This is a genomic window from Microbacterium resistens, assembly GCF_021172025.1.
Lineage (GTDB): Bacteria > Actinomycetota > Actinomycetes > Actinomycetales > Microbacteriaceae > Microbacterium > Microbacterium resistens.
In genome coordinates, this window is sequence record NZ_CP082781.1 from 2,873,877 (window position 1) to 2,894,230 (window position 20,354).

Genomic DNA, 20,354 nt, shown 5'->3' on the forward strand with positions numbered 1-20,354 from the left:
CGACTCACGCGCGGGAGCGACTACCGAACGGTGGTCCGGCGCGGGAGGCGTTACGGCGGTGCGCGAGTGGTGACGTCCGTGCTGTTCACCGGTGAGGACCGTGCTCCCCGCTTCGGCTTCATCGTGAGCAAGCAGGTGGGCGGCGCCGTCGTGCGCAACACCGTGCGGCGTCGACTCAAGGACGTCTGTGCGCGCAACCTCGACCGGGTCCCCACCGGAACGGACGTGGTGATCCGCGCTCTTCCCGGTTCCGCGGACGCGCCGTTCGCTGACCTGCTGACCGACGTCACGCGAGCGCTCGCGCGGAGCACGGCATGAGCGCCCTCCCCGCCTCGGCACGCGGCACGGCGCATCTGCACGCTCCGGACGCGCTGCGAGCGATCCCGCTCGTGCCGCGGAATCTGGTCCTGGGCTTCCTCACCGCCTACCGGGCCGTGATCTCGCCGCTGTACGGGGACGTGTGTGCGTACTATCCCTCCTGTTCCGCCTACGCTGTATGTGCGGTGCAACAGCATGGCGCCGCGAAAGGCGCGGTGCTCGCGGCATGGCGCATCCTGCGGTGCAACCCCTGGACTCGCGGCGGTGTGGATGACGTGCGGCCGCACCCGAACTTCCGACACGCTCTCACCCCTCGAGGGTTCGTCGTCCCCTCCCGAAAGGACTGAACGGTGGGCCTAGACATCCTGCTTGCCTCCAGCACGCCGGCTCCGAGCTCCGGCGGAGGCTTCGACCTGATCGGCATCATCATGTGGCCGTTCAAGTTCCTCGTCGAGGCGATCCTGGTGGGGTGGCACTGGCTGCTGACCGCGGTGGGGCTTCCCGCCGCGTCCGGTCTCACCTGGGTGCTGTCGATCGTCGGTCTCGTGATCGTGATCCGCGCGGCGGTGTTCCCGCTGTTCGTTCGGCAGATCAAGAGCCAGCGAAAGATGATGGAAATCGCTCCTGAACTGCGGAAAGTCCAGGAGAAGTACAAGGGCAAGCGGGATCAGCTCAGTCGCGAGGCGATGAGCCGCGAGACGATGGCGCTGTACAAGAAGCACGGGACGACCCCCGTCTCGAGCTGTCTGCCGCTCCTCGTGCAGATGCCCTTCCTGCTGGGCATGTTCTACACGCTGAGCGACGTGAAGAAGCACGCCGAGGCGGGTCTGGGCGGCGTCGGTCTCCTCGGCGCCGAGCTCACCAAGCAGTTCTACGATGCGACGCTGTTCGGCGTCGCCCCGCTGCACACGAGCCTCATCGATGCGGTGAACACCAAGCCGGCGGGCTGGGAGCTCACGGTGATCATCCTCGTGGTCCTCGTGATCCTCATGATCGGCTCGCAGTTCTTCACGCAGCTGCAGATCATCTCGAAGAACCTGTCGCCCGAGGCCAAGACCGGCCAGGCGTACCAGATGCAGAAGATCATGCTCTACGTGCTGCCGCTGGGCTTCATCTTCTCCGGTCTGTTCTTCCCGCTCGGCGTCGTCATCTACTGGTTCGTCAGCAACCTGTGGACGATGGGCCAGCAGTTCCTCGTCCTGCGTGAGATGCCGACCCCCGGGTCGGACGCGGCGAAGGCCCGCGAGGAGCGCCTCGCCCGCAAGGGGAAGGCCATCGACTCGTCCGGGAAGGTCGTTCCGATCTCGGTCTACGAGGCCGAGCAGAAGCGCATGCTCGAGGAGGCGGAGCGCGCCAAGGCGGAAGCCCCCAAGCGCCAGCAGCCGATGGGCAAGAAGCGTGCGAAGAAGAAGGGGGAGTCGTCATGACCGAGCAGGACATGACCGTGGAGGATCCCACCGCGGGCGACGACGCACCGGAGGTCGAAGATCTGGAGCACGAGGGTGACGTCGCGGCCGACTTCATCGAGGGCCTTCTCGACATCGCCGACATCGACGGCGATCTCACGCTCGACGTGAAGCAGGGACGAGCGTACGTCTCGGTGGACGCGGACGGCGACTCGCTGCGCGTGCTGTCGGATCCGGACACGGTGCAGGCGCTGCAGGAGCTGACGCGACTGGCGGTGCAGAGCAAGACCGGCTCGTTCTCCCGACTCATCCTCGATGTCGGCGGATCCCGCGACGCGCGGCGCCGCCAGCTCGAGCGTCTCGTCGACGCCGCGGTGGCGAAGCTCGACGAGGGCGCCACGCAGGCGTCCTTGCCGTCGATGTCCAGCTACGAGCGCAAGCTGGTCCACGACATCGTGGGCGAGCGCGGCCTCGTCTCGGAGTCCTACGGTGAGGGTGCCTCGCGGCACACTGTGATCCGTCGCGTCTGACGTTTCACGTGAAACACTCTTGTTCGCACGTGGACGTCTGCACGCCGTACGTCTGTAAGAAGAGCCCGGGACAGGTGAAGCCCTGACATGAGCACCGACACCATCCTCGAACCGGAACCCGGTGTGGCCGCCTCCCTCTTCGGGGACGGGATCGCCAAGGCTCGGTCGTTCGCCGAGGCTCTGGCGCGCGAGGGGGAAGAGCGCGGACTGATCGGGCCGTTGGAGCTCCCTCGCCTGTGGACGCGGCACATCCTGAACAGCGCGATCGCCGCGCCGCTCTTCCACGGATCGGTCGCGGATGTCGGGTCCGGCGCGGGTCTGCCCGGTGTCGTGTTGGCGATCGCGCGCCCGGACGTGCAGTGGACGCTGATCGAGCCGATGGAACGCCGGGTCACCTGGCTCTCGGAGCAGGTCTCCGCCCTCGAACTCGGCAATGTGGAGGTCCTCCGCGGCAGGGCGGAGGAGGTGAAGCGCTCCGGTTCGTTCGACATGGTGACGGCCCGGGCCGTCAGTGCGATGCGCACACTGATCCCTCTCACCGCCCCGTTGGTCAAGGACGGCGGCGAGCTCGCGCTGTTGAAGGGGCTCAACGTGCAGAACGAGATCGATGCGGCGCAGAAGCAGCTGAACCGGTTCCGCGTGAGCGACCTGCGCGTGGAGATCCTGGGCGAGGGCGTCCTCGCGGAGACGACCCGCGTGGTCCGCGCGCGCGTCCGGGCCTGAGCCGGTCACGGGCCCCGCAGCGTCTGAGCGCGAGAACGGGATCCCGCTATGACCGGTCTGCATCACGTGGAGATCTGGGTGGGGGACCTCGCCACGGATCTCCCGCCCTGGCGGTGGCTGCTCGGAGCCCTCGGTTTCGAGCGTTCGTCGGAGTGGCCCGAGGGGGAGACCTGGGCGGTCCAAGGGTGTTACCTGACGATCACCCGGCCACCGACCCTCGAAGATCCTGCGCATGACCGGCGCCGCGCCGGCGTGAATCACCTCGCCTTCGATGGCGGGTCTGGGGACGAGGTCGACAGAGTGATGGGTCGTGCCCCTGCCCACGGGTGGACGCCTCTGTATCACGATCGGTACCCCCACGCGGGCGGGCCGAGCCACTATGCGGGGTGGCTGGAGAACGGTGCGGGCTTCAAGGTGGAGATCGTCGCGACGGATACGTGAGTGGCCGCCCGTTTCACGTGAAACATGGGGTTGCGGGGGCTGCAGTCGATCAGGGCCCGCGCCGACGGGGTGTTTCACGTGAAACGTCGCCACAGTCCGGGTCCTCGTTCGTCTGTGTGCGGATCGCCGATTAGAGTGGAGAGGCGCATCGCGCCGATCGATCCCCAGCCAGAAGGAGTGGATGTTTCACGTGAAACAGTCCCAGAAGAGCACGACGGCGGGATTCGGGTCGGATACCCCGCTCGCCCGAGAACTCGCGGATCTGACGGTGCGACGCAAGGCGCTCGAGGGAATGACCGTATCCTTCGACGGACCGACCCGGATCTTCACGGTGTCGAACCAGAAGGGTGGGGTCGGGAAGACGACGACCGCGGTCAATGTCGCATCGGCGATGGCCGCGCTGGGTGCGTCCGTGCTGTTGATCGACCTCGATCCCCAGGGGAACGCCTCGACGGCGGTCGGCGTGCCGCACACCGCTGATCTTCCGAGCATTTACGACGTCCTCATCAACGACGCCCCGCTCTCGACGGTCGTGCAGGACAGCCCCGAATCGCCGCGGCTGCGCTGCGCGCCCAGCACCATCCATCTCGCCGGCGCGGAGATCGAGCTGGTCTCTCAGGTGGCTCGAGAGCATCGGCTGCGCACCGCCCTCCACGACTACCTCGCCGAGAACCCGACGGACATCGTCATCATCGACTGCCCGCCGTCACTCGGACTCCTCACGATCAACGCGTTCACGGCCGCGACGGAGGTCATGATCCCGATCCAGTGCGAGTACTACGCCCTGGAGGGGCTCAGCCAGCTTCTCGGCAGCATCCGGATGATCCAGAAGCACTTGAATCCGGTGCTCCGCTTGTCGACGATCCTGCTCACGATGTTCGACGGACGTACGCGGCTCGCGCAACAGGTCGCAGAAGAGGTCCGGGAGCATTTCCCCGACGAGGTGCTGGAGACGGTGATCCCACGGTCCGTTCGTGTCTCCGAAGCGCCGAGCTTCGGGCAGACCGTGATTACCTACGATGGGCAGTCGGTGGGCGCGATCGCCTACCAGGAGGCTGCGGTGGAGATCGCCGAACGGGCGAACACGACGAAGAAGGGGAACTGATGGCCAAGCGCACAGGACTGGGGCGGGGCATCGGTGCATTGATCCCCACGACGGAGCAGACCGAGCGCCCCGTCGACGTGTTCTTCCCCGGAGCGAAGATCAAGGACGACAAAGCAGGATCGGCCGCAGAATCCACCGCTACATCGGCGGAGACGGATTCGGGGGAGGACCTCCTGGCTGTCCCGGGTGCGCGGCTGATTCGCGTCGACCCGCACGAGATCGTCCCGAATCCGCGCCAGCCGCGAACCCACTTCAAGGAAGAGGACCTGGCCGAGCTCGTGCACAGCGTGCGAGAGTTCGGTGTGCTGCAGCCGGTCGTGGTGCGGAAGAACGCCGAGGGCGCCTACGAGCTGATCATGGGGGAGCGACGCACTCGTGCGGCTCGCGAAGCCGGATTGGAGAGCATTCCGGCGATCCTGCGCGAGACGGCGGATGAGGACCTCCTGCGGGACGCGCTGCTGGAGAACCTGCACCGATCCGAGCTCAACCCGCTCGAGGAGGCGTCTGCCTATCAGCAGCTCCTGGAGGACTTCGGGATCACGCAGGAGGAGCTGGCCACGCGGATCGGGCGCTCTCGGCCGCAGATCAGCAACACCATCCGTCTGTTGAAGCTGCCGGTCCCGGTGCAGCAGCGCGTCGCCGCCGGGGTGCTCAGCGCGGGCCACGCTCGTGCGATCCTCTCCCTGGACGACGCGGACGCCATGCAGCGGCTCGCGGACAAGGTGGTGAATGAGGACCTCTCCGTCCGCGCGACCGAGGAAGCGGCGAAGAACATCGCCACCGCGGGCGCATCCACCGCGGGGTCCAAGCCGCAGCCCGGTGCCCGCCGTGCCTATCTCGATGAGGTCGCCGGCAAGCTGGGGGACCGCCTCAACACCCGTGTGCAGATCGCGCTGGGCGCGCGGAAGGGGCAGGTGAAGATCGAGTTCGCCTCGATCCAGGACCTCAACCGCATCCTCGGCGAGCTGGGGGAGGAGAACTTCGGCTCTCGCTGAGGGATTCGTTCGGCTAGGGGTGGCTCTCGTGACGAGGGTCACCCCTTGGTCGTCTCCACGACGTTTCACGTGAAACATCCCAGTGAGATCGAGGTCGTGTCGCCGCTTCCGGTCGTTGAGCGAGGAGCGCAGCGACGAGACGAAACGCGCTGAGCCGACCCTGCTCCGTTTCGTCTCGCTCCGCTCGCTCAACGACCGGTGGGGAGCGCAGCGAGTCGAAGTGTCGCTCAACGACCGGGGCGGGATGTTTCACGTGAAACGGGCCGCGCGGGGGAGCCGAGGAGAATCGACCCGCGCATCGATGCGCCGCGCCGAGACGCTCTTGCGCCCGCGACGCTCTCGGGTGTCGAATCGACTCACACCTCGCCGGGGGGCGGCGATGACGAAGTCGACGAGGAGGAGCGGATGATGCACGCGCGCGATGACAGTGTCGGACTGCCGGAGTCGATCGAGGGGGAGGGATCTGGCCGCGCGGCGGGCGTGGTCAGGATCGCGGTCGTGGCGGCGCTCGGCGGATTCCTCTTCGGATACGACAGCGCGGTGATCAACGGCGCGGTCGCCGCCGTGGAGAGCACGTTCCACGCTGACCCCGTCTCCCTGGGGTTCGCCGTCGCCTCCGCCCTCCTGGGCGCCGCCGCCGGCGCTCTGGCGGCAGGTCGGGTCGCGGACCGGGTCGGACGGCTGGCCGTGATGAAGATCGCCGCCGTGCTGTTCCTCGCCTCGGCACTCGTGACCGGCTTCGCTCCGGAGCTGTGGGTCCTGGTCGTCGGACGCATCGTCGGCGGCCTGGGGGTCGGCATGGCCTCGGTCATCGCTCCGGCCTACATCGCCGAGATCGCGCCCGCGCGGATGCGCGGCCGTCTCGCCTCGCTCCAGCAGCTCGCCATCGTGACCGGCATCTTCATCTCTCTGCTCGTCGACTTCCTCATCGCGTCCGCGGCGGGAGGGTCGGCGGAGCCGTTCTGGTTCGGGCTGGGGGCATGGCAGTGGATGTTCCTGATGATGGCGGTTCCCGCCGTCGTCTACGGGGTTCTCGCCCTCACGATCCCGGAGTCCCCGCGCTACCTCGTCTCCCAGCACCGGGTCGATGAGGCGCGCACGGTGCTCACGTCCCTCTTCGGCCCGGAGAAGATCGAGACGACCATCATCCGGATCCAGAACACGATGGAACGGGCGGTGGCGCCCTCGTGGAGCGACCTGAAGAGCCCCACAGGACGCGTCGCCGGCATCGTCTGGGTGGGGCTGCTGCTGTCGATGTTCCAGCAGTTCGTCGGGATCAACGTCATCTTCTACTACTCGAACATCCTCTGGGAGGCGGTCGGGTTCGCCGAGGGTGACGCATTCATCTTCACCGTGATCAGCGCCACCATCAACATCCTGACGACCCTGATCGCGATCGCCACCGTGGACCGGATCGGCCGCAAGCCCCTGCTGATCATCGGATCCATCGGCATGACGATCACGCTGACGACCATGGCGGTCGTGTTCGGGACGGCACCGGTCCGCGACGGCGCGCCGGTGCTGGAGGGCGCGGCGGGGCCGATCGCGCTCGTCGCGGCGAACCTGTTCGTGATCGCGTTCGGCATGTCCTGGGGTCCAGTGGTCTGGGTCCTGCTGGGGGAGATGTTCCCGAACAGGATGCGCGCGGCCGCCCTGTCGTTGGCTGCGGCGGGACAGTGGGTCTCCAACTGGCTCATCACGGTCTCCTTCCCCGGGCTGAAGGACTTCTCCCTCGGGCTGGCCTACGGCCTGTACGCGGCGTTCGCGCTGCTCTCCCTGCTCTTCGTGACGAGGTTCGTCCGCGAGACGAAGGGCCGATCCCTCGAGGACATGGGCGAGGACGTGGTCGCGCCCATCCACTGACCGTCCTCCGCGTGTCCGGACTCCGCGAGCGAGGCGTCCGGCGCGCGGAGGACGCCCGTCCGAACGGGTCCGGTGTCGGATCCGGCGCGTAGGCTGGACGGGTGACCGACTCCCCGACCCGACGCGCGAGCCTCGAGGTGCTCCGCGCCGAGGCGGCGGACGAACGCGCCGTGCTCGTCCAGGAGCGCCTGCACGGGGGAGAGGACCCGTGGGAGTTCATGGAGGAGCTGCCGACGGTGGACGAGCTCGTCGTGCTGCTGCTGCGGGCAGAGGACCTGGGGTCGCAACGGCGCCCGGACCCGGAGGAGAACTTCCGCGTGCTCCGGCGGATCGCGCTGGACTTCCCCCCGCTCACGCCGGTCGTGTGGCGGTTCCTCGGGCACCGCACCTCCCACCGTCGGTGGGACGCCGCCGTGCGCGGGAACGCCTCCTGACCCCTCAGCGCTCGTAGATCAGCACGTCCTCGGCGTAGTGGTCCACGGTCGGACGGGTGCGCAGATCGAGCGCCTCGAACGAGGCCGAGCCGTCCAGGGCCCGACGCAGTTCCGGCGATCCCCAGAGGCGGTCGAGGGCGAATCCGGAGTCGCCGGGGTCGATCCTCTCCCCGGCACCGAGGCTGGCGGTCTGTTCCGGAGCGGTCTCGTGGGCGATCTCGAGGAGCGCGACCGCCGTGGCCACGGGATCGAACGCGTACCGGTCGACGAGGTGCAGCTGGGCGCCGCGGACCGTCTCCCCGGCGTACTTGTGGAAGGTCGGCTGGAACCAGGCGTCGCGCACGAGGACGCCGGGAAGGTCGCGCTCGCGGGCGGCGGCCGCGAAACGCTCATCGAGGAAGGGCGCCCCGAGGAGCTGGAAGGGAAGGGTGGTGCCCCGTCCCTCGCTCAGGGTCGTCCCCTCGAACAGGCCCGTGCCGGCGAACGCGAACGCCGTGTCGAGCGTCGGCATGTTGGGTGACGGCGGGACCCAGGGCAGCCCGGTGGCGGCGAAGTCGCGGGCGGGATCCCAGCCCTCCATCGACACGACGTCCAGCTCGAGCTCCAGGCCTTCTGCGGCGAGATCACGCGCGACGAACAGCCGGGCGAGCTCACCGGCGGTGAGCCCGTGCCGCTGCGGGACGTCGACGCGCCCGACGAAGCTGGCATAGGCCGGATCGGTGATCCCCGGCCCGCTGACCACCGCGCCGCCGAGCGGATTGGGGCGATCGAGGACGGTGAAGCGGATCCCGAGGCGCGCGGCCGTGCGCATCGCGTCGTACATGGTCCAGACATAGGTGTAGAAGCGCACGCCGATGTCCTGCATGTCGAACACCAGCGCGTCGACGCCGGAGGACGAGACGATCTCATCGAGTCGGTCGTCGTCGGCGAGGTAGGTGTCGCTGAGGGGGAGGCCGGTCCCGGGATCGTGGTCGTCGTTCGTGCTCTCGCCGGCCTGGACGGCGCCGCTGAGCCCATGCTCGGGGCCGAAGAGGTGCACGAGGGGGACGCCCGCGCGTGCGAGCGCGTCGACGCTGCGGGAGAGGTCGGGCATCGTGCCGGTGAAGTTCGTGAGCAGCCCGATGCGCGCGCCGCTCAGCCGCTCGGGCTGAGCGGCGACGATCTCGGCGCCGGTCCTGGTCCGCGGCATCATCGCCATCCTCTCGGTGCTCGGGGACGGCGGAGCGCTGCCGTCGATCCGCCCCCTTTCTAGCAGGAACGGGCTCCGTTTGGTAATTCATTTACGTGATCCGTGTCTGAAAGAAAAATTCTTGACACTCCCACATATCGGAATGTAGTTTCGTGACCATCGTGACGACGTCGCTCGATGCAGGAGATTTCATGGACGCAATCCTTCGTACCTTCCGAGCCGGGGACGGCCCCGCGCTCGCCGATGCGTGGACCCGCTCGGCCCCCGGAGACGGGGTGACCTATGACCGGTTCCGCGACCTCGTGCTGCTGGATCGGAACTTCGATCCGCACGGGCTCCTCGTCGCCGAGAAGGACGGCCGCCTCATCGGCGCCGTGTACGCCGTGCGCCGCCTCATCGCGGCGGAGGGCGCCGACCTGGAGCCCGACTCCGGGTGGATCCCGTTCTTCTTCGTCGTCCCGGAGGCACGGCGCGCGGGCATCGCCCGGGGGTTGATGACCCGGGCACTGCAGTGGCTGCGCGAGCAGGGCGTCTCCCGCGTCTTCTTCTCGTCGTACACGCCGAACTACTTCCTCCCGGGACTCGACGAGGAGCGGTACCCCGAGGCGGCCGCCTTCCTCCGCACGATGGGCTTCGAGACCCAGTACCGCGCCGTCGCCATGGACCGGACGCTCAACGACTACGCGATGCCGGAGAGCGTGCGGGAGCGGATCGAGCGCCTGCGCGGCGAGGGGTGGCGGTTCTTCTCGCCCGAGGGCGACGACCTCGTCGACCTCATCGACATCGCCGGCTCCCGATTCAACGCCGACTGGTCGCGCGGCATCCGCGAGGGCGTCCTCGGCGGACAGGCCCTCGAACGGATCATGGTGTGCCGCGATCCCGAGGGCACGATGCTCGGCTGGGCCATGCACGGCACCTACGAGAACGTCCTCGAGCGTTTCGGGCCGTTCGGGGTGCTCCCGGAGAGCCGGGGGAACGGTCTCGGCGAGATCCTCCTGCACCTGACGCTGGAGCGCATGCGCGCGCTCGGCGCACACAGCGCGTGGTTCCTCTGGACCGACGAGGAATCCCCGGCCGGTCGCCTCTACCTCAAGACCGGATTCTCCGTGACCCGGACGTTCACGATCATGCACACGACCCTGGACGCCTGAGTCCCCCGCACTGCACCCCTGAGAGGAATACCCATGAAGACGAAGGCCTTTCGCCGGCTCGGACGAACGACGAAGACCGTCGCGATCGTCGGTGCGGCGGCCGTGGCGCTCGCCGGATGCACCGGCGCGGGCGGGGGAGACTCCGCCGACGGCGTCGTGAAGCTCACGTTCCTGAGCCACTACGGCAGCGAGCCGTTCAAGAGCGGCATCGGAGCGCTCATCGACCAGTGGAACGAGGAGAACCCGAAGATCCAGGTCGTCTCGCAGGCGGTGAACTTCGACGAGCTGCTCACGACGCTCAACGTCCGCCAGACCGGCGGCCGCGGGGCGGACGTCTTCAGCTCCTACTCGCTGTGGGGAGGCCAGCTGGCGAAGAACAACGTGCTCGCGGAGCCCCCGGCGGACGTGGCGAAGGACATCGAGACGAACTACAGCCAGGCCGCCCTGGACTCCGTCACGACCGGCGACGGCGAGATCCTCGGCTATCCGACGGAGTTCAACACATACGCGCTCTTCTACAATAAGAAGCTCCTGCAGGAGGCCGGCTACGACGCGCCTCCGGCGTCCTGGGACGAGCTGAAGGCGGCGGCCGAGGCCACCACCAAGAAGGACGGGTCCGGCAACGTGACGGTCCAGGGGCTCTCGGTGATCCAGGACGGTGACAACCACACCGTGCATCCCTTCCTCTCGCTGCTGGACGCGGCCGGAGGGGAGTTCCTCGCGGCCGACGGCTCCTCGGCCATGGACGACACCGCCGAGCAGACGATGGCCCTCGAGGCGGAGCTGGCCGCGTCGGGCGCCACGGACACGTCGATCATGCCGACGAAGGCCTTCCCGACCGGCGGCGTGGCGATGGCGATCCAGGCGGGATGGTGGATCGGAAGCCTCAAGAACTCCATGGGCGACGACTACGCCAACGTCGGGGTCGCTCCCGTGCCCGGGCCGAAGGCCGGCGACACCGGCTCCCTCGCCTACAGCTTCTTCACCGGCGTGAACTCCGGCAGCAAGCACCAGAAGGAGGCGTGGGAGTTCCTGTCCTGGCTGAACTCGCACCAGACCGACGCCGGCGTCACCGGGCTCGGGACATTCCTCGCCGACCAGGGCCTGATCCCGCCGCGCAAGGACGACGCGGCCACCCTCGGGCCGGAGTTCCTCGCGAAGGACCCGAACCTGAAGGCCGTGTACGACGCGGCCGACTACGCGATGGCCGAGTCCAACGCGCCGAACGCGTACGAGGCGAAGACGTCGACCAACGTGGCCCTCAACGAGATCCTCGTGAACGGAGCCGATGCGGCGAAGACCTTCTCGAAGCTCGTCGCGGAGATCGACGCGCAGGTCAAGTGACCCCTCGGTGGCGGGGGCAGCGGCCCCCGCCACCGGCACGACCCACGGAGAGACCCGATGGCCAACACCACCCTGATGGTGCCGACGCCGGCGGCGGCTGAGCGCGAGCTCGCCGGGCCCGGCGGCGCACCTTCCCGCCGCTCTCGGCGGTTCCGGCGGGAGGCGCGCGCCGGCTACCTGTTCCTGGCGCCCTCCCTGCTGTTCTTCACCGTCTTCCTGATCCTGCCGACGTTCTTCGCGATCTTCCTGTCGGTGTCGAACTGGGGCGGGTTCGACCTCACGACGATCGAGTTCATCGGGCTCCAGAACTACGCCGACATCCTGAACCTCGACGGCACGTTCGTGATGCCGATCCTCGTCAACACGTTCGTGTTCGCGTTCCTCGCCGTGATCCTGGCCGTGGGCGGCTCCCTCGTCGTGGCCCAGTTGATCGAACGGCTCAAGCTCCAGGGGTTCTGGCGGTTCCTCTACTTCCTCCCGGTCGTGGCGACCGTCGTCGCGATCGGCAACGTCTGGAAGATGCTGTACCAGCCGGCCGGGCTCATCAACGCGGTGCTCAACGCCCTCGGCGTCAACTCGATCGGCTTCCTGTCGGATCCGTCGATCGCCCTTCCCGCCGTGGCGGTCGTGCAGGCGTGGGCCTCGATCGGATCGGCCGTGCTGATCCTCACCGCCGGCATCAAGGCGATCGACCGCAACATGTACGAGGCCGCCGAGCTCGACGGCGCGGGCAGCTGGCGGACGTTCTGGAGCATCACCCTGCCGCTGCTGCGGCCCTCGCTGGTGTTCGTGTTCATCACGCAGTGCATCGCGGGGCTCCAGTCCTTCGCGCTCATCATCGTGATGACCAAGGACGGCGGACCGGCCAACGCCACCAACGTCGCCGCGTTCGAGATGTACCAGCAGGCGTTCAAGTTCGGCGCCTGGGGGACGGCCAGCGCCATGGCGATGGTGCTGTTCCTCATCATCTTCATCATCACGCTGCTCCAGCTCTGGATCAGCCGTCGCGGCGGAGGAGACGACGAATGAGCCGATCGCGCAGCAGGCGGCACCCGTTCCCCTGGATCTCGTACCTCGTCGTCGCCATCGGCGGCGTGCTCATGGTCATCCCGTTCCTGGACACGGTGTTCAGCTCGCTCAAGGGGCCGGGTGAGTACGGGATCTTCCCCTACCGCTTCCTCCCGGAGGTCTGGACGTGGGACAACTACGCCAGCGCGGTGGAGCAGCTCCAGCTCGGCAAGCTCTTCCTCAACAGCGTCGTGGTGACGCTGGTGGTCACCGTCTCCGTGCTCATCACCTCGGCGATGGCCGGCTACGCCCTCGCCAAGCTGCGCTTCCGCGGGCGGGACGTCATCTTCCGGTTCGTGCTGGCGACGATGATGCTGCCGCCGTTCCTCCTGCTGATCCCGGACTTCCTCATCATGCTGAACTGGCCGCTCGTCGGCGGGAACAACATCCTCGGGCAGGGCGGCGAGGGCGGCATGACGAACAACATCGTCTCCCTGATGCTGCCGTTCCTCGTCAGCGGCTTCGGCATCTTCCTCATGCGCCAGTTCATGCTGAGCGTGCCCAACGAGATGCTGGAGGCGGCCCGGATCGACGGCGCGGGGGAGTGGCGGCTGTTCGCGAGCATCATCCTGCCGCAGACGAAGCCGGTCGCGATCACGCTCGGCCTCATCACGTTCGTCGGCCAGTGGAACGAGTACATCTGGTCCTCGCTGATCGCGTCGAGCAACCCGGACCTGATGACGCTCCCGGTCGGCATCCAGATGCTGCAGAGCTTCATCGACCCGAACCGGACGATGCCCATCGTGATGGCGGGCATCGTGATCAGCACCCTCCCGGTGCTGGTGGTGTTCCTCTTCCTGCAGAAGTACTACGTCCGCGGCATCATGCTCAGCGGCCTGAAGTGACGACCCCCGACCACGGAGAAACGGAGCAGAACATGGGCAGGACGGTGCTGGCGATCGGCGGGCACATCGGCGACATGGACCTGACGGCGGGACCCACCCTCGCCAAGATGGTCCAGGAGGGGGATCGGGCGATCATCCTGGCGTGCACGTACGGAGAGCGCGGGCACCCGACCGTCGCCCCGGAGGAGTATCGGACGCAAAAGGTCGCCGAGGGCGAGGCGTTCGCGGCCGGCATCGGCGCGGAGTTCCGGGTCCTGGACTACTCGGACGGGTTCCTCCCCGACGACGACAGCGCCGCCGAGCAGATCGCCGACATCATCCGTCAGGAGAAGCCGGAGATCGTCATCACGCACTGGAAGCACTCGATCCACCGCGACCACGAGCGCGCGGCGATCCTCGCCGAGCGCGCCCGGTTCCTGGCCTCGCTCCCGGTGGGGAGCCCCTACGGCCGGCACGGGGTGTCGCAGATCCTGCACGCCGACAACTGGGAGGACGCCGAGGGGTTCGTCCCGAACCTGTACGTCGACATCCCGGACGCGGCCTACGAGGCGTGGCGCGCGGCGATCCAGGGCCAGGCCTTCGCGCGGGGCGAGACCTACGGGTTCCGCTACATCGACTACTACAGCGCGCTGATGCTCGCGAAGGGGTGCCTGGCGGGGACGACCCGTGCCTGCGGTTTCGTCCGCGCGAACGACCACGCGGAGCTGGCCGGGCCCTGACCCCCGCCGAACGCCGAAGGGTCCCGTCTCCACGGAGACGGGACCCTTCGGACGTGGCGGCCCGGAGGCCGACGCGGATCAGGCCAGGAAGTCGGCCAGGTCCTTCTCCAGCGCGAACTTCGGCTTCGCGCCGATGATGGTCGTCTTGACCTCGCCGCCGTGGAAGACCTTCATCGCCGGGATCGAGGTGATCTGGTACTTCATCGCCAGCTCCGGGTTCTCGTCCACGTTGAGCTTGAGGATGGTGATCTTCTCGGGGTTCTCGGCCTGGATCTCGTCGAGGACGGGCGCGACCATGCGGCACGGCCCGCACCACGCGGCCCAGAAGTCGACGAGGACGGGGCCTTCGGCCTGAAGCACGTCCTGCTCCCAGGTCGCCTGGCTGGTTGCCTTGGCACTCATGGTTTCTCCTTGTTCGAGGTTCGCTCGGTTGCTGAGTCCTGTCGAAAGATCCCAACAGCCGTCGGGGGGAACTTGTTCCCCGGGGTCAGGCGACGATGATCTCCGCGGCCTCGGCGGCGGGCACCTCGACCGAGGCGTCGTCCAGGTCGGCGAGGAAGTGCTCGGCGTCCAGCGCGGAGACCGTCCCCGAGCCGGCGGCGGTGGCCGCCTGGCGGTAGGTGGGGTCGATCACGTCGCCGGCCGCGAAGACACCGGGAACGGACGTGCGCGAGGAGCGTCCGTCCACCCAGATCGTCCCCTCGGGGGTGAGCTCGAGCTTGCCGTGCACGAGGTGCGTGCGGGGGTCGTTGCCGATCGCGATGAACAGGCCGTCCAGCTCCAGCTCGCTCGTGGTGCCGTCGACCGTGTTGCGCAGCCGCACCCCGGTGGTCTCCGTCTCGCCGAGGATCTGCTCGACCTCGCTGTTCCAGATGAACTCGATCTTCTCGTTCGCGAACGCGCGCTCCTGCATGATCTTCGAGGCGCGCAGGGTGTCCTTGCGGTGGATCACGTAGACCTTGTCGGCGAAGCGGGTGAGGAACGTCGCCTCCTCCATCGCCGAGTCGCCGCCGCCGACCACGGCGATGGTCTTCTGGCGGAAGAAGAAGCCGTCGCAGGTGGCGCACCAGGACACACCGTGCCCGGACAGGCGCTCCTCGCCCTCGACGCCGAGCTTGCGGTAGGCGGATCCGGTCGCGTAGATGACGGTGCGGGCCTCGTGCGTCGTGCCGCTGCCGAGCACGACCTTCTTCACCGGGCCGTCCAGCTCCAGCTCCACGACGTCGTCGTAGACGACCTCGGTGCCGAACTTCTCCGCCTGCTCCTGCAGCTTGGCCATCAGGTCCGGACCCTGGATCCCCTCGGGGAAGCCGGGGAAGTTCTCGACCTCGGTGGTCTTCATCAGCTCGCCGCCGACCTCGACGGTGCTGGCGATCAGCAGGGGCTTCAGATCCGCCCTCGCGGCGTAGATGGCGGCCGTGAACCCGGCGGGGCCGGAGCCGATGATGATGACCTGGCGCATTGCTTCTCCTCGTGTTCACTGAGCCTGAACACATGGTAGCCGCGCGGCATTCCAGACCGCTGTGGACGCCGGGCGCGTACCCGAGCAGAGGGGCCGGCGGGGCTCAGCCGGCGGGGACGTCGACCACCCGGTCCTCGCCGAGCACGGGGGTCAGGGCGCCCGCCGAGGCGGCGGCGAGGTCGGCGGCGAGCAGCCCCAGGTGCTCCGGCGGCACCCACAGCTCGAAGCGGGCCGCCGCGGCGTAGGCGGGGTCGGCGAGGGCGGCGCCGTGCGCGCCCGCCCAGTCCCGGAGCAGGTTGTCGATCCGGCCCGCATCGGCGTGCGGGACCTCGATCACCGCCTGGCGGAGGAGCCGGCGATGGACCAGGCGCGCCTCGTCGAGCGCAGCCGAGACCGCGGACGAGTAGGCGCGCACGAGTCCGCCCGCCCCGAGCTTGACCCCGCCGAAGTACCGGGTGACGATCGCCACCACGTCGGTCAGGCCGCGGCGACGGAGCACCTCCATCATCGGCACCCCGGCCGTGCCCGAGGGCTCGCCGTCGTCCGTCGAGCGGGCCTGGTCGCCGAGCACGCCGATCACCATCGCGACGCAGTGGTGACGAGCGTCCCAGTGGCGACGGCGGACGCCGGCGATCACCTCCTCCGCCTCCGGCACGGAGCCGATCGGCGCGACGTGGGCGAGGAAGCGCGACTTCCTCTCCACCAGCTCGCGGGTCACCGGAGCCGCGATGGTGTCGGGGTAGGCGCGATCGGACATCGCCGATCAGCGACCGGGGAGGAACCGCGAGACGAGACCGCGGGCGGCGGCCAGTTCCGGGGCGCGCATCACGGCGAGGACGACGACGTAGACCGCGAGGACGACGATGCCCACGATCCCCGCGCCGATGGCGCCGAGAAGCTTCTCCGCGGTCGTCCAGCCGTCGGCGCCGCCGAGGGCGAGGAAGACCCCCCACCCTGCGGCCGCGGCGGGGACGGCGGCGAGGAGGAATCGCAGGAGCGCAAGCATCCAATTCGCGGTGCCGACACCGCCGAGGCGGCGATGCAACAGCCACGTCGCCACGATCGTCTGCAGTGTTCCCGCAACGGACTGGCCCAGCGCGATCGTCGCGGCCAAGGCGGACAGCGGGATAATGCCCGTCTCGTACAGCAGCTGCGCACCGAAGGCCGTTCCCACGATCAGCACGCACTGGAAGAGGGTGAAGAAGAACGGCGTCCTGGTGTCGCCGTAGGCATAGAACGTGCGCTGGATGATGAACAGCACGGCGAGGGAGAGCAGTCCGGCGAGATAGCCGACGAGCACGAGGGCGGCGGCCCGTGCCTCGCCGGCGGAGTTCGTGAAGATCCGCGACGCCGGGATGGCCGCGGCGAGGACGGCGGCGAGGGCGCCGACGAGGAAGAACCCGAGGGTGCGGATGCTGCGGGTGATGTCCGCCCGAACGTCGGCGTCTCGCCCCTGGTGCGCATGCTCGCTCAACTGCGTGAAGTAGGGCGTCCCGATCGAGTGCACGATCACCGAGTACGGGAGCATGAAGATGAGCCAGGCGTTCATCATGACGGTGATCGACGGGTCGTCTCCAGACGCGTCGATCGCGATCCGGTGCTGGTAGAAGCCCGCCGCCAGGCTGGTGATCGCCATGAGCAGGGTCCATCCGGCGAGGCGCCCGATGTTGCCCAGCCCGACGCCGCGCCAGCGGAAGTCCGGGCGCAGGGCGAGACGGGTCTTGGGCCAGAAGACCAGGAGCACGAGCGCCTGTACGACGATCCCCAGGGTGGCGACGCCTCCGAGCCACGCCACACGATCCGGCGTCCAGTCGGAGATCTCGGTCAACGAGCCGCCGAACATGGCGCCGATGAGGAGGAATCCGGCGATCGAGATGATGTTGTTCGCGACCGGGGCCCAGGTGAACGGACCGAAGATCCGGCGGGCGTTCAGCGTCTCGCCGATCAACGCGTAGAGGCCGTAGAAGAAGATCTGCGGCAGGCACCAGTATGCGAAGGCCACGGCAAGCGCCTGCTGGGCCGGGGACTTGTCACCGGCGATCAGCCATACCAGCCACGGCGCGACGAGCATGGCCGCGGCGGTCGCGGCAAGCAGCACCACGGTGCCGGCGGTGAACAGCTTGGACAGGAACTCGCTGCCGCCGTCCTTGTGGGCGGCGGCTTGGACGATCTGGGGGACGAGGACGGCCGTGAGAACCCCGACCGAGATCAGGGAGAAGACGTCGTTGGGTAGCTGGTTCGCGATCGAGAAGGCGTCGGGTGCCTTGCCGATCGCGCCGATGACGCCGACGAGGACGATGGTGCGCAGCAGCCCCGTGACGCGCGACACGATCGTGCCCGCGGCCAGGACGGCGCTCGCGCGGCCGAGGCTACTCATTGTTCTCCGTGTCGTCCTTCTCCGTGTCGTCCTTCTCGTTCTCCGGGGCTTCGGCCTGCGGGACGCCGTCCGGGCCGTCCGATCCGGTGCCCCCCTCGGCCGCGTCCTCCGAGGAGGCGACCGCGGCCTTGCGTCGCCGCAGCACGGTGCGGACGATCCCGCCGCCGATGAGCAGCACGGCGACGGCGCCGAGGATCACGAGGCCGATGTTCTCCCACTCGGCGCGCACCGTGAGCCGGGCCACCTGGGCGTCGCCGATCGGGACCCCGGTCGGGCTCGTCAGCGTCATCCGGAGGTCGACCTCGCCGCTCGCCACCCGCGCCTCGACGGGGATGGTGAGCCGGGTCGTCCCGTCGGGCTGGCCGGTCACGTCCGTGAAGCGCTGCACGTCGAGGCGGGCGTCGCTGGGCTCGGCCTCCAAGCGGACCGACACGGGGTACGGCAGGTCGTTGCGCAGCCACACGGGGACGTCGACGGCGGCGCTGATGAGGATGGGGTTGGACGGCTGCAGCCCGACCGCGTCGAGGGTGTCCCGGGTGTCGTCGCGCTGGGCGGCCAGGGCGTCGGCGAAGTCGGCCTCGCCGCGGTTCCTGCCGACGGCGAGCAGGCGCAGCACTGAGATCCGCTGCCGGACCGTGAGCTGGCGGGGATCCTCCAGCACGGTGGCGAACGCCGCGACGCGCTCCTCGTCCTCCAGCAGGGTGCTCACCGCGCCGGCGCGGTCGGCGGCCGGGGCGGAGACGACGGTCAGCGCCGCGGCGGGACTCGCGAGCAGTTCTCCCAGCGACGCCGGGCGCCCGCCGGACAGGGTCGTCACCGCGTCGCGCAGGCCCTCGGCAGATCGCCGGTCCGCCCGGTCCAGGCCCGCGAGCACCGGCGAGGCCGGGTCCGCGAACCAGAGCAGCGCGACGGCCTCGGTGAGCGGCGCATCGCGGCGGAGGGCATCCGCCTCGCCCGCGGCGCGGCTCAGGGCGTCCGCGACGGCGGCGTCCGACACCAGGACGGGGGCGCCGTCCACCTCGCCACGGGCGGGGACGGGGGCCTGCGCCTCCCCCTGCCCGAACGAGGTGGACGGAAGGATGCTGACGGTCGGGTCATCGGTCGCCGCCGCGGAGGTCCGGTACCGCGACAGCGTCGCCACGTCCGCGGCGGAGACCTCGCCGCGGGGCCAGAGCAGGTCGTCGCGGGTCGCGCCCACGTCGACGAGCTCCGCGAGGTCGGGCAGCTCCGGCGTCGCGGCGGTCGGGGTGGGGTCCGGCGTGGGCGACGGGGTCGGGGTCGGGGTGGCGGTGGCGTCCGTCCCGGGGCCGGTGGGCGCGAAGTCCTGGGGGCGGAGGAGGGGCTCGAGCGTGTCGACGCCGAGCGGGGCCTCCAGCCCCGCGGAGGCCTGCGCCGCGGTGTCCGCATCCCCGAACCGGAGCGGGAAGCGCTCGTTGGGCAGTGTCTCCAGGCGCGTCAGCCACGCCGTCGCGGTGGCCGGCGCGGTCGAGCCGAGGGCGCGGATCGAGGCCGGGATCGCGGGATCCACCGCGAGGATCGCCGAGGTGCCGGCGACCCCGTCCAGGAGCGTGGACAGCGCGCCGTCCGGAGCCGTGAGGGCGGTCAGCTCCTCCGCGTTCAGCAGCGCGCCCCGGGCCGAGGCGGTGACCGGCACGGCGACCGCGACGGAGGGGGCGGGGCCGCGTGGGACGACGAGGACGCTGACGGCCGACACCGGAGCGGGAGAGGGGGCGTCCGCCGCTGCGGCCGGTGCGGAGAACGTGGCGCGGATGGGGTACACGCCGGGTGCCAGGGCGCCGACGTCGGCGGCCGGGACGACGACCGTGACCGTGCTCGTCTCCTCGGCGTCCACCGGGGTGGTGGCGCCCTCGCCGAGCGGCGAGAGCGCCGCCGCGGCGTCCTCGCCGGACAGCCAGGACTGCACGGCGGACCGATCGCCGAGCGCGGTGCGCCCGATCTCCAGGCGGACGCGTCCGGCGCCGAGCGCCGTGTCGTCGGCGTTGTCGATCGCGATCGTCGCGCCCAACGGCGCCCCGGGTCCGTACGTGCCGTGCGCCTCGGGGACGAGCGTGATGCCCAGGCCGGCGGGCTCGGGCGTCGGGGTGGGCGTCGGCGTCGCGAACGCCGCATCGGGCGCGGTCACGGCGACGGCCGCTCCGACGATCAGGGCCACCGCCGTCGCCACGGCGCGGGTCGCCCGGCGCACCCGTGACGCCGGCATGGCGCGCGGGGGCGTCGGGGAGGGTGTGGAGGTCATGGGGTGTCCGTCGGGCGTCCGGGGAGGACGCGGTGAGTCCTGGCCCTGTGATTCTAGGCGGCGAGGCGGAGCGATCCCTGGAACCGGTGATCGCCGGGAGCGCCCGACCCGATCCGCACACCCGGTC

21 protein-coding genes are annotated in these 20,354 nt (G+C 69.4%); 15 read left to right on the forward strand and 6 right to left on the reverse strand.

The genetic code is table 11. From position 1 onward, the window contains the following. The first annotated feature begins 30 nt into the window (after positions 1-30). From rnpA to K8F61_RS13635, 10 genes are all read left to right on the forward strand, one after another. On the forward strand, positions 31-318 hold the full coding sequence (gene rnpA, locus K8F61_RS13590) for a ribonuclease P protein component (RefSeq protein ID WP_231821559.1): 288 nt from the start codon (positions 31-33) through the stop codon (positions 316-318). Further along, the gene (gene yidD / locus K8F61_RS13595) at positions 315-665 is read left to right on the forward strand and encodes a membrane protein insertion efficiency factor YidD (protein ID WP_067246229.1); all 351 of its coding nucleotides are present in this window, start codon (positions 315-317) and stop codon (positions 663-665) included. Before rnpA ends, yidD begins: the two co-directional genes overlap by 4 nt. 3 nt (positions 666-668) lie before the next feature. Then, positions 669-1,745, forward strand: coding sequence for a membrane protein insertase YidC (yidC, locus tag K8F61_RS13600; RefSeq protein WP_067246226.1), 1,077 nt, complete (start codon positions 669-671; stop codon positions 1,743-1,745). Beyond that, on the forward strand, positions 1,742-2,254 hold the full coding sequence (locus K8F61_RS13605) for a Jag family protein (RefSeq protein ID WP_418888050.1): 513 nt from the start codon (positions 1,742-1,744) through the stop codon (positions 2,252-2,254). Before yidC ends, K8F61_RS13605 begins: the two co-directional genes overlap by 4 nt. Before the next feature lie 87 nt (positions 2,255-2,341). Further along, positions 2,342-2,977, forward strand: coding sequence for a 16S rRNA (guanine(527)-N(7))-methyltransferase RsmG (rsmG, locus tag K8F61_RS13610; RefSeq protein WP_067246223.1), 636 nt, complete (start codon positions 2,342-2,344; stop codon positions 2,975-2,977). Positions 2,978-3,025: 48 nt separating this feature from the next. Next, entirely contained in the window at positions 3,026-3,418 is a 393-nt protein-coding gene (locus K8F61_RS13615; protein WP_231819499.1) for a VOC family protein, read from the forward strand. Positions 3,419-3,599: 181 nt separating this feature from the next. Next, the gene (locus K8F61_RS13620; RefSeq protein WP_231819500.1) at positions 3,600-4,523 is read left to right on the forward strand and encodes a ParA family protein; all 924 of its coding nucleotides are present in this window, start codon (positions 3,600-3,602) and stop codon (positions 4,521-4,523) included. Beyond that, positions 4,523-5,518, forward strand: a complete 996-nt coding sequence (locus K8F61_RS13625; protein WP_067246212.1) for a ParB/RepB/Spo0J family partition protein — start codon at positions 4,523-4,525, stop codon at positions 5,516-5,518. The genes K8F61_RS13620 and K8F61_RS13625 overlap by 1 nt, the downstream gene beginning before the upstream one ends. A gap of 405 nt (positions 5,519-5,923) precedes the next feature. Continuing rightward, entirely contained in the window at positions 5,924-7,381 is a 1,458-nt protein-coding gene (locus K8F61_RS13630; protein WP_231819501.1) for a sugar porter family MFS transporter, read from the forward strand. A gap of 101 nt (positions 7,382-7,482) precedes the next feature. Next, on the forward strand, positions 7,483-7,815 hold the full coding sequence (locus K8F61_RS13635) for a tryptophan synthase subunit alpha (RefSeq protein ID WP_067246205.1): 333 nt from the start codon (positions 7,483-7,485) through the stop codon (positions 7,813-7,815). A 4-nt stretch (positions 7,816-7,819) separates the two neighbouring features. Here the strand turns inward: K8F61_RS13635 and K8F61_RS13640 are convergent, their stop codons facing one another. Then, positions 7,820-9,007, reverse strand: a complete 1,188-nt coding sequence (locus tag K8F61_RS13640; protein WP_231819502.1) for an exo-beta-N-acetylmuramidase NamZ family protein — start codon at positions 9,005-9,007, stop codon at positions 7,820-7,822. A gap of 188 nt (positions 9,008-9,195) precedes the next feature. Between K8F61_RS13640 and K8F61_RS13645 the strand changes: the two genes are divergently transcribed. The 5 genes from K8F61_RS13645 to K8F61_RS13665 are packed head-to-tail and all read left to right on the forward strand — an operon-like array spanning position 9,196 to position 14,131. Further along, the gene (locus tag K8F61_RS13645) at positions 9,196-10,155 is read left to right on the forward strand and encodes a GNAT family N-acetyltransferase (protein ID WP_231819503.1); all 960 of its coding nucleotides are present in this window, start codon (positions 9,196-9,198) and stop codon (positions 10,153-10,155) included. 33 nt (positions 10,156-10,188) lie between these two features. Next, positions 10,189-11,499, forward strand: a complete 1,311-nt coding sequence (locus tag K8F61_RS13650; protein WP_067246200.1) for an extracellular solute-binding protein — start codon at positions 10,189-10,191, stop codon at positions 11,497-11,499. Between the two features lie 57 nt (positions 11,500-11,556). Then, positions 11,557-12,528: a carbohydrate ABC transporter permease gene (locus K8F61_RS13655; RefSeq protein ID WP_084344538.1), complete on the forward strand. Its 972-nt coding sequence runs from the start codon at positions 11,557-11,559 to the stop codon at positions 12,526-12,528. After that, the gene (locus K8F61_RS13660) at positions 12,525-13,412 is read left to right on the forward strand and encodes a carbohydrate ABC transporter permease (protein ID WP_067246197.1); all 888 of its coding nucleotides are present in this window, start codon (positions 12,525-12,527) and stop codon (positions 13,410-13,412) included. Before K8F61_RS13655 ends, K8F61_RS13660 begins: the two co-directional genes overlap by 4 nt. 32 nt (positions 13,413-13,444) lie before the next feature. Then, a complete protein-coding gene (locus tag K8F61_RS13665) occupies positions 13,445-14,131 on the forward strand; it encodes a PIG-L deacetylase family protein (protein WP_231819504.1) in 687 nt (228 codons plus the stop codon). 78 nt (positions 14,132-14,209) lie between these two features. Here K8F61_RS13665 and trxA read toward each other — a convergent pair whose 3' ends face one another. From trxA to K8F61_RS13690, 5 genes are all read right to left on the reverse strand, one after another. Next, entirely contained in the window at positions 14,210-14,533 is a 324-nt protein-coding gene (gene trxA / locus K8F61_RS13670; protein WP_067246191.1) for a thioredoxin, read from the reverse strand. An 85-nt stretch (positions 14,534-14,618) separates the two neighbouring features. Continuing rightward, positions 14,619-15,593 (reverse strand): thioredoxin-disulfide reductase, encoded by a 975-nt coding sequence (gene trxB, locus K8F61_RS13675; protein ID WP_067246187.1) that lies wholly within the window; start codon positions 15,591-15,593, stop codon positions 14,619-14,621. Positions 15,594-15,696: 103 nt separating this feature from the next. Beyond that, a complete protein-coding gene (locus K8F61_RS13680; protein WP_231819505.1) occupies positions 15,697-16,350 on the reverse strand; it encodes an IMPACT family protein in 654 nt (217 codons plus the stop codon). Between the two features lie 6 nt (positions 16,351-16,356). Then, complete coding sequence (murJ, locus tag K8F61_RS13685; protein WP_231819506.1) at positions 16,357-17,970, reverse strand: murein biosynthesis integral membrane protein MurJ; 1,614 nt, start codon at positions 17,968-17,970, stop codon at positions 16,357-16,359. After that, on the reverse strand, positions 17,963-20,227 hold the full coding sequence (locus K8F61_RS13690; RefSeq protein ID WP_231819507.1) for a DUF6049 family protein: 2,265 nt from the start codon (positions 20,225-20,227) through the stop codon (positions 17,963-17,965). The genes murJ and K8F61_RS13690 overlap by 8 nt, the downstream gene beginning before the upstream one ends. Between the last annotated feature and the right edge of the window lie 127 nt (positions 20,228-20,354).